The sequence below is a fragment of the Seonamhaeicola marinus genome (assembly GCF_008085455.1).
Window position 1 is genome coordinate 1 of the sequence record NZ_VSDQ01000359.1, and the last position, 204, is coordinate 204.

Sequence of the window (204 nt, forward strand, 5' to 3'; positions counted from 1 at the left end):
AAAAACATATGATTTAGCTATTTTATCGGGTGATAATGAAGGCGAAAAAAACAATCTAAAAAAGTTATTGCCTTCAAAAACCAAGTTACTATTTAACCAAAAACCCGAAGACAAACTAGAATACATAAAATACCACCAAAGTGAAGGTGCCAACGTATTAATGATTGGTGATGGTTTAAATGATGCTGGTGCATTAGCCCAAAG

The 204-nt window shown here is 32.8% G+C and carries 1 protein-coding gene; it reads left to right on the plus strand.

The genetic code is table 11. From position 1 onward, the window contains the following. Window positions 1-204: HAD family hydrolase (locus FUA24_RS04920; RefSeq protein ID WP_148540278.1), on the plus strand; the 204-nt coding region annotated here is incomplete at both ends.